We start from the raw sequence: 9,206 nt of genomic DNA, 5'->3' as shown, positions 1-9,206 counted from the left end.
CCGTCACGCCGGATACATCCCACATCGGGCGGCCGTCGAAGTTGCCGACCCAGACGCCGACCGTGAACCGGTCCGAATAGCCGACCGCCCAATTGTCGCGCATGTCCTTGCTGGTGCCGGTCTTGACCGCCGCCCAGTAGGTGGCCGCCAGCTCGTTCCTTAATCCGAAGGAGGGCGCGCGTGCGGCGGGATCGGCCAGGATGTCGCCAACGATGAAGGCGGCGCGCGCGTCGAACACGCGCTGCCGGGCCTCGGCCGCGCGCCGGGTAAACGCCGGGCTGCCTTGCATGCCGCCGCTTGCCATCGTGCGGTAGGCGTTGGCAAGGTCGAGCAGGCTGACTTCGGCGGAGCCCAGCGCCAGCGAAGGGCCGTAGTACGATGCCGGCTCTGCCAGGCTGCGCAGGCCGAGCTCGCGTAGCCTGGCGTGGAAGCGGTCGACGCCCGTGAGCATCAACGTCCGCACCGCGGGAACGTTCAGCGAACTGGCCAGGCTGGTGCGCAGGCTAACGTAGCCCTTGAAATCCTTTTCGTAGTTGTGCGGGACGTAAAAGCCGGAAGCAGTGCCGATGCCGAGCGGCGAATCGTCCAGCACCGACGCTGCGGTGAGAAGGCCGCGTTCGATCGCCAGTCCATAAAGGAAAGGCTTGAGCGTGGAGCCAGCCTGGCGCAGCGCGGCCACACCGTCGACTTCCGTATCGCCGGCGTTGGCGACGTAGGCCAGCACGTCGCCGCTTGCGTTGTCGAGTACGACCAGCGCGCCATCGCCGACGTTGCGCCCGCCCAGTTCCGCCAGTCGTCGCCTCAACGCCTGCTGCGCAAAGCGCTGCAACGGTGCGTCGAGCGTACTGCGCACCGCGACCTTGCCAGGCTTGAGCAGCATGCGCGCGACCGGGCCGGCGCCGCCGTGCGCCTCGACGTCCGCCGGGCGGCTCAGCGCCTTGTCCACCTCCCATGTGATTCCCTCGCACGCTTCCGCCATCTTCATGCTGGCGGCCAGCGCGCACGCGCGGCGGGCCACCACGGCGGGGGTGGCAGACGGCGCGCGCACCAGGCTGGCGAGGATCACGGCTTCGGTCATGCCAAGCCCGGAAGGCGCCTTGCCGAACAGCCGCGCGGACGCGGCGCCGATGCCGCGCAGCTCGCCGCGATAGGACACCAGGTTCAGGTAGGCCTCCATGATCTGGCCCTTGCTCCATGCTGCCTCGAGTTCGCGCGCCGCCAGCGCCTGGTCCCATTTCTGGTCCAGCGTGCGCCCGCCCCGGCCCGGCTGCAGCGTTGCATCCAGCTGCGCAGCCAACTGCATCGTCAACGTGGAAGCGCCGCGAGGACGGGTGCGGAACAGGTTGTCCCAGGCCGCCTGCCCGATCGCCTTGACGTCGACGCCGCTGTGCTCCATGAAGCGCTGGTCTTCGGCCTGGATCAGCGCCTGCTGCACGGCCGGCGAAATGTCGGCGAGCGCGATCCAGCCGCCGCGGCTGGCCGTCATGTCGGTGCGCAGCGATTCGATGGGCGTACCGTTCCGGTCCAGCAGCACCGATTCGGATGCGCGGTGCGCCGCGCGCACCTGCGCCAGCGTCGGCGCCGCTGCACTGGCGTCGAAGGCCAGCGCCAGCAGTACGGCGCTTATTCCCAGCCGGATCACGGCTTCACGGCCAGCGCCGCATTGGGCAGCTCGCCGAACATGCCGGGGTTGTACATCGCCTCGGCCCGGGTAGGCGGCAACGAGAAGCGGCCGGCGTTATTCAGACGCACGGTGTACTCGACCCGCCACTTCCCTTTCGGGACGAACTCGTAGTACGAGCGGAATGCTTCGTTGCTGCGCTCCTGAAACGCCGGCCACACCCAGCCTTCCTGCACTTCGCCGGCAGACTGGATGCGCGAATCGCGACCCAGTCCCGATCCCAGCACGGTTGCGCTGGCGGGAATCGGATCGTCGACCACCACCCAGGTCATGTCCGACTGGGCTTCGAGGTCGAGGCGCACGCGGTAGACGTCGCCGCGCGACCACGCATTCGCATCCTTGCGGTCGACCGGCGTGATGGTCTTGGTCATGCGGAAGCCGGCGAAGAGCGGCTCCTTCAGCGGAATCGCGGCGAGGCTTTGCACGGTCACCCAGGGCTTGCCGCTTCCCTTGTGCGCAATCGCCAGGTCCTGCATGCCGGCCGGCCACGGGAACGCAAGCTCCAGGCCTGCGTTAGCTTCCTGCGCCGGCCATGCCGCGCTGCGCTCGTCGCCCGCAAGCTCGCCGGTTGTGGTTCCTGTCACCGGCTGCGATTCGAAGGTGGCCGAGAATTTGTCCATCGCGAGCACGCCCCATGCGTTGGCCACCGTCGTGGACCAGCGGCCCTTGTGCTGGCGACCCAGCGCACCGCGTGCCATGCGGCCCATGTCCGGCTGCCATTTCGGGTTGTCCATCATGGCCAGCAGCAGGCGGTTGGCGTTGGTATCGGCCGACATCATCAGCCACCACCAGCCGTCCTGCTGCTCGGTGGAAAAGCCCATGGTGGTGCCCTGAAGGTGCAGGCGCGCCCGCAGCACGCGCTCCGCATCAAGCATCCATGCAGCGCTGCCGGCCAGCTGCGGGTTGCGCTTCATCGCCAGGTACCAGTCGATCACGGCGCCGGTCGGCCACAGGTTGGGCGTGACGCTGAAGGAGCCGAGCAGGTCGGCGCTGAGCGGGGCTTCGCGCGACAGCGCCTCCAGCGCGGCGACCTTGCGCACGGCGAGGTCGGCGGTGGCGAGCGGCGAGCCGCGCGTCACGGTGCCGCGCACGAATCCGGACAGGCCTTCGCGCATGCGCTCACGGAGCTCGTCGGGGACGGCGTAGCCTGCTTCGCCGGTGACGCTCAGCACGTACGCGGTCAGTGCGTCGGAGCCCTTGTCCATCAGCGTGAAATACTTGACCAGCCCGTCGCCGTCCAGGTGGGCAGGCAACGCCTTGACGTGACGCTCCCACAACGCGCGGTCGCGCAGCGCCACCGCGCGCGAGGTCACCTGCTCGAAGCAGGTGTAGGGATAGGCCTGCATGTACTCGCTCACGCCGGGCATGTTCTCCGCCAGCCGTGCCGCCAGTTTCGCCACGATGCCGCCCTGCCCCGCCAGTGCATCGGCAGGCATTCGCACGGGGATGGCCAGCGGCTGGTCAAGCTGCGCCAGCGTAGCCTGCACGGTACGCTCCGGCACCGCGCTCTTTACTTCCTGCTGGCTGCGCACGGTGTCGGCGGCGCCGTCCGCCCTCGCGCTGGCTTCCCACGCCAGCTTGCGCGCGCCGGCCGGCACCGTGTAGTCCCAGCCGACTTCGCGCGATTCGCCGGCGGCCAGCGTGACGGTTTGCGCGGGAAGCGCCACCGCGCGCGCGCCGTCGGCCGCGACCGACACACGCAGTTCGCTGGTCAGGGTGCGGTCCGATGCGTTGCGCAGCGTGTAGCCGGCGCGGAAGGAATCGCCCTGGCGGGCCAGCTGCGGCAGGCCGGAAAGCAGCATCAGGTCCTGCGTGCTGCGGATCTCGGTGCGGCCGGTGCCGAACTGCCCCGCGCCGGCGCTGGCAACCGCCACGATGCGGAAGGCGGTCAGCGAATCGTTCAGTGCAACCGTTACCGACGCCTCGCCTTTGGCGTCGAGCTTCACCGTGGCCTTCCAGAACAGCAGGGTATCGAACAGCTCGCGGCCGGAGGAACGCCCGCCTCCGCCGCCCGCAGCCACCGCCTTGCGGCCGAAGTGGCGCTTGCCGATCACCTGCATCTGCGCGGTCGCGGTAGTCACCTGCAGGCCACGCTGCTGCATCATGGTCTCGAGCAAATCCCAGCTGGCGTTCGGCATCAGCTCCAGCAGGCCGGCATCGACCGCCGCCAGCGCAACCTCGGCGCCGGCCGGCAGCACCTTGCCGTCGGCGCGACTTACCTTGACCGTCACCTGCGCCTTTTCGCGCACCTTGTAGACCTGGCGGTCGGTGCCGACCTGCACCTTGAGTTCGTGCGCCGCCCAGCCGACCTTGATTGGCGCAATGCCCAGCTTGTAGGCCGGCTTGCCCAGGTCGACCAGCGCCGAGGGCTGCACGCCCGCCACGCGGCCTCGCACCACCAGTGCCGACACGAACACGTTGGGCGCGTAGCTTCCCTTGACCGGGATCGAGAAGCTGCGGTTGTCGCCCTTCAGGCGGCGGATGTAGGTGTCGATGACGCCTTCGCGTTCGACCGTCACCAGCGCGGTAGCCTCGCGGAACGGGCTGCGCACCTGGAAGGTGGCGGTTTCGCCCGGCTCGAAGCGCTTTTGCGAGGGGAGCATGTCGATGCGGTCGTTGTCGCTGACGTCGAACCAGCTGTCCTTGCTGCCGGCGACCCACACGTCGGTGTGCGTTACCGCCGCGCGCTGCTGGGCGTCGGCGCTGCGCGCGCGCACAATCAGGCTGCCCTCCGCCGGCGACTTCGCCTCGCAGAACAGCATGCCGCGCTGGTCGGTAACGCCTTCGCAGGCCTGTCCGAGCCGCTTCACTTCTCGCTGGCTCTCGTAGGCGTAGAAGCCGCCCAGCAGGCGGCGCCGGTGCGAATACACTTCGCTTTGGAACAGGTCCACGCTCACAGGCGCCCCGGCGACCGGCTTGCCGGCCACGTCCAGCACCAGCGCCTGCAGGCGCAGCGCGTCCTTGCTCTGCATCCAGCCATCCGGTTTGATTCCGACGACAACAGCGGAAGGCCACAGCGGCACCGTGGTGGACACCGTCTGCGTTTCGCCATTCGGATCCTGGTAGGACATCTCGGCGTGCAGGTCCTGCGGGGTCGCCACAGCCGGCATCTTGTCCAGCACCACGCGTGCACCGCCCCCCTTGTCCAGGCTGACCTCCTGGGTGCGCAGCGAACGGGTTTCCGCCGCCCCGCCTTCCGCCTCCGCACCTTCATCTTCGTCGTCATCCCCGCCGTATGCGCTGGCGATTCCTTCCTTTATGTCGCCCGCGGCGAAGCGGAAACCGTCGTAGTCGTCGAACGACACATGGCGCGGCCCCACTGTGCTGCGCAGCTTGACGGGCGCGTAGGCGGCGCCACCGCCTGACAGGTAGTTCAGTTGCAGGTCGAGCGGAAGCGAGGCCGGCGCAACCGCCGGCATCGCAGGTCCCTGCACGCTGCCCTTCATCAGCGGGATGCGGAATTGCTCGACCCGGAACGAACCGGATACGCGGCCGCCCAGCATGACTTCGTAGGTGCCGAGCTTCGCGCCTTCAGGGATCTTCCAGTCGCCGGCCGACGTGGCATTGGCGCTCCAAGATAGCGGCAGCTCGAACTTCTCGTCGGTGCCGACGTGGGTGATGTAGGCCTTGGCCGGGCGCTGAGCATCACCCTTCCCTACCGTCGCGAGTCCGGCGCGCGTATGCCTGCGCAGGAAGTGCTTCATGTGCACCGTCTCGCCTGCGCGCAGCAAGGTGCGGTCGAACACCGTCGCGGCGATGACGCTGTCCGCCCCGTGCCATTCGGTCGGCACGTTGAAGCGCCACACCTCGATGCCGCGGTTCCAGTCCGACAGGGTAAAGGTCATGTCGCCGCCCAGGCGGGCGCTAATGAAATAGCGCTCGCCCTGCTTGCAGCGCGAGCGGATCTCCTTGCCGATGCGGGCGACTCCGTTGCGGTCGGTGGCGCCGGACCACAGTTCCTTGCCGGCGCAGTCGCGCACGGCGACCTTCGCGCCGGGCGCCGGCCGGCCCTTGTCCAGCGTGGTCACCCACACCAGCGACGACTCGGCGCCGTGCTTGAAGTGCGCCGCCAGGTTGGTCACCAGCGCCGCCGTGCTGACGTACGCGGTCGCCTTTTTATCCTTGAGTACCGTGCCGAGGCGGGGACTCGCCAGTTCGACGACGTAGAAGCCCGGCTGCTTGAGCGGGATGCCGATCACTTCGAACGGCTGGCGCCCGCGTGCGCGCGGCAACGAAAACTGCTCGGCGCCGCCTGCCGCGCCAAGCATGGAACGGTAAAGGGCCTTCCCTTCCAGCTCGGGCAGGTCCCAGCCGCGGCCACCCGACATCGCCGCCAGCCACTTGATGACCTGGCCGTCCTCGTTGTCGGCGACGCGCAGAATCGCGCCTTTCACTGGTGCCGGCGAGTGCACCGTAGCATCGACGATTTTCGCCTTCAGGCCACGCTCCACATTGCGTACCGTGACCGGCAGCAGGCGGTCGCCGCGCGCCTCCAGTATGCCGAAGCGGGCCGGGAACTTGACCAGCGGCGGAGCGCGGTCGGTGGCTACGCCAGCGGCAAGAGAACCGCGATTGAGGAGCGTCCGCCCCGCGTCGTCTTTCAGGCCGGGCGGCAGGGCCAGGGTAAACCGGGTGTTCTCGGGGAATGGCCCCTTGAAAGTCACGTCGTCCACGTAGCCGGACTTCGACGCCTCAACCGCTGCACGGAAAACGTCGCCACTTGCCGAGGTCAGGGTGATTTCATTCGCCTCCTTCACCGGTATGGGGGCGCTGAAGCTTAGTTGTATCGGCAGGAAGGGGATGCACCCGGCCTTCGGAGCGGTGCGCTGGCAAGAGAAGCTGGCGACGAAATCCTTGCGGGTGTCGAACCACAGCTTCTGGTCGGTGGCGGTGGCGACGCCTCCCGGCGTAGCGATGCCCTTGCCCCAGCCTAGGGTCACGTCGGCGCCGGCAGGTAGCGTGCGCGCGCACTGGAGCACCACGATCGCCGCATCGCCGCCTTTTTCAGGCTGCCGTCGCTGGTGTTCCTTGACGAATGCCTTACGCTGGGCAAGCACCTTGTCGCGCTCCTGCCCGTGCAGCACGCGCACGGCGATACGTTCGTTGATTCCCTCGGCGCGGCACCATGCATTGGGCTGGATCGAGTCCTCGCGCACCGCCGCGTCGAGGGAAAGGACGAACATCTGGTTTTCGTCGATGACGTATCCCTCGCGCGGCATGCTGCGCACGATGGATGGCCCGCCGGTATCGAGCGAGAACTGGACATCGCCGACCAAAGGTTTTCCGGCCAGGTCGGCCTGGCCGGGGCGAAGCGTGAAGCGGCAAGCCACTCCGCCGGGGAGGTCACGCGCGAAGTCGTACACCCAGTTGCGGGTGTCGATCCAGCGGCCCTTGCCCTGTTCCGGGCAATCGACGGTGAACGGGTCGGCCAGCCGGATGTCGCCGAACGGGATCATATCGGCGGAAAAGCGCGCGGCAACCTGCCTGATCTTCTTCACCGTCCCGGTGGGGGAAAACGATTCGACGGTGGTTTGCGCCGCGGCCGGCAAGAGTGCGGCCAGGCACAGGTACAAGCCGGCCACCATGATCTTCATTATGCGCATCGGGTCTCCGTAGCGGCGGACTACGTGCAAAAATTGCACGAAGCAATCATGCTGCCACGGCAACTTTGACAACGCAATGCGAATTCGCAGCTATTTTTTGAGCCCGCGCGGCGTGGCTCAGACCAGCCGTCCATCCCATGGATCGGCGATTATGCACTTTGGGTAATCGATACCTCTCAGCGCGCGAAACCGCAGGCGGTCAGGCGTCGGCGACGTAGCGCAGTCCGATCTGTTCGCGGATGGTGTCGAGCACGCCCATCAGCGCCAGCGTTTCGTCCAGCGTCATGTGCGGACTTTCGAGCAGGCCTTCGCGCAGGCAGCGGCCCGCTTCCACCGCTTCGTAGGCGTAGCCGTTGCCCACATACGGCGTCGGCACGGTGCGCGAGCTGCCGTCCTCGTGCGACACGCTGATCGACTTCGCGCGGTGGAACATGGTGTTCATCCGTACGTGGCCATGCTGGCCCGATACGGTCAACTCGGCCGGCGTACGTGCGCGGATCGAGCAGCTGCACACCGACATGGCGCCGCCTTCGTGCACCATGACGAAGCCGGTCTGCACGTCGACGCCGGTGGGGCCGATTTCGGCCTGGGCCCGCACCGAGCTGACCGGTCCAAGCAGGGCGGCCGCTATCGACAACGGATAGATGCCGAGGTCGAGCAGCGCGCCGCCGCCGAGTTCAGGGTTGACCAGGCGATGGTCGGGATCGACGTCGGCCGCGAAGCCGAAATCCGCCGTCACCTGCACCGGCGCGCCGATCTCGCCGGACGCGATGATGCGCTTCACTTCATCCAGCGCGGGCAGGAAGCGGGTCCACATCGCCTCCATCAGGAACAGCTTTTTCGCGCGCGCCAGCGCCACCACTTCCGCGGCTTCGCGGCGGTTCATCGCAAACGGCTTCTCGCACAGCACGGCCTTGCCGCCGCCCAGCGCCATGATCGCATTGGCCGCATGCGCGGTATGCGGCGTGGCGATGTAGATGATGTCGACGTCCTCGGCATCGGCAATCGCCTGGTAGGAACCGTGGCAGGCCTCCATCGGCAGGCCGAACTCCGAACCGAACGACTCGGCGCTAGCGACGTTGCGCGAGCCGACCCGCGTCAGCACGGCGCCCGGCGTGTCCTTCAGCGCGGTGGCAAACGCACGCGCGATCTTGCCGGTTCCGAGTATTCCCCACCGCACCAGGTCAGTCATCGCAAATCCTTTCAGTTGTGGCCATCTATTGTGCCGCCAGGCGCTTCGGCCTGAAGACGGCGGTGTCGGCGTAAAAGGCCTGGTCCTGCCCATCCCACCAGCCAGGGATCCCCAGCACCGGCAGCGGCGTGAACGACGCTGTCGTGAGGCTTCCTGCGGCCAGTTCGCCCGCGACCTTTCGGTCAATCCATGCGCGCTGCTGGTCCGGCGCGAGATTGAAGTATGCAGCATCCGCCGTTACCACGCGCGTATGCGCGGTGATCGCCTTGCGCGGCGCTGCCAGCTTTTCCATCAGCGCGTGGCCGAACAGCCACAGCTGGGCATCGTTCCCGAACTGGGCGCGGCGCTCGAACAGTGCCTCGGTCCAGCGGTGGCCGCGCAGCGCGTCAACCAGCGCCTGCGCTGCCAAAGTGTCGCGCACCACCAGCAGGGCCGCGTTTTCGTCGAAGATGGTGGCGGCGTCGCGCGCCGGCCCGCGCGACTTGCCCACGCCAGCCAGCGCGATCTGCGCCGCCTGCAGCGCGTTCAGCTGCCGCTTGATGCGCGGGAACGTTAGCCATACCAGGCCGTTGAAGAAGTCGTGCAGGTTGTCGCGCGTGGGCACGCAGCCGGTGGCGCCGATGAACTCCTCGTAGGCGCGGCCTTCCGGCAGCGCCTCCTGCGGCACGAAGCGCAACGGCATCCCGGCGCCGTTGGCCAGCGCCAGCCCCTCGGCGCCGGCATTGAGCGC

4 protein-coding genes are annotated in these 9,206 nt (G+C 68.0%); all 4 read right to left on the bottom strand.

The annotated features are described in order from the left end of the window. Positions 1-1,642, bottom strand: a 1,642-nt coding sequence (gene pbpC, locus D3872_RS03055) for a penicillin-binding protein 1C (protein WP_229459130.1), incomplete at its 3' end; no start/stop codon positions are given. Then, on the bottom strand, positions 1,639-7,284 hold the full coding sequence (locus tag D3872_RS03050; RefSeq protein ID WP_119809421.1) for an alpha-2-macroglobulin family protein: 5,646 nt from the start codon (positions 7,282-7,284) through the stop codon (positions 1,639-1,641). The genes pbpC and D3872_RS03050, both read right to left, overlap by 4 nt. A 199-nt stretch (positions 7,285-7,483) precedes the next feature. Further along, entirely contained in the window at positions 7,484-8,476 is a 993-nt protein-coding gene (locus tag D3872_RS03045; RefSeq protein WP_119809420.1) for a Gfo/Idh/MocA family protein, read from the bottom strand. Positions 8,477-8,501: 25 nt separating this feature from the next. Beyond that, a partial coding sequence (locus D3872_RS03040) for a DUF3025 domain-containing protein (RefSeq protein ID WP_119809419.1) occupies positions 8,502-9,206 on the bottom strand: 705 nt, incomplete at its 5' end.

This window comes from Massilia cavernae, from assembly GCF_003590855.1.
Taxonomy (GTDB): domain Bacteria; phylum Pseudomonadota; class Gammaproteobacteria; order Burkholderiales; family Burkholderiaceae_D; genus Telluria_A; species Telluria_A cavernae.
The sequence above is the reverse complement of the archived record's forward strand: the minus strand, read 5'-3'. Positions and strand labels throughout refer to the sequence as shown.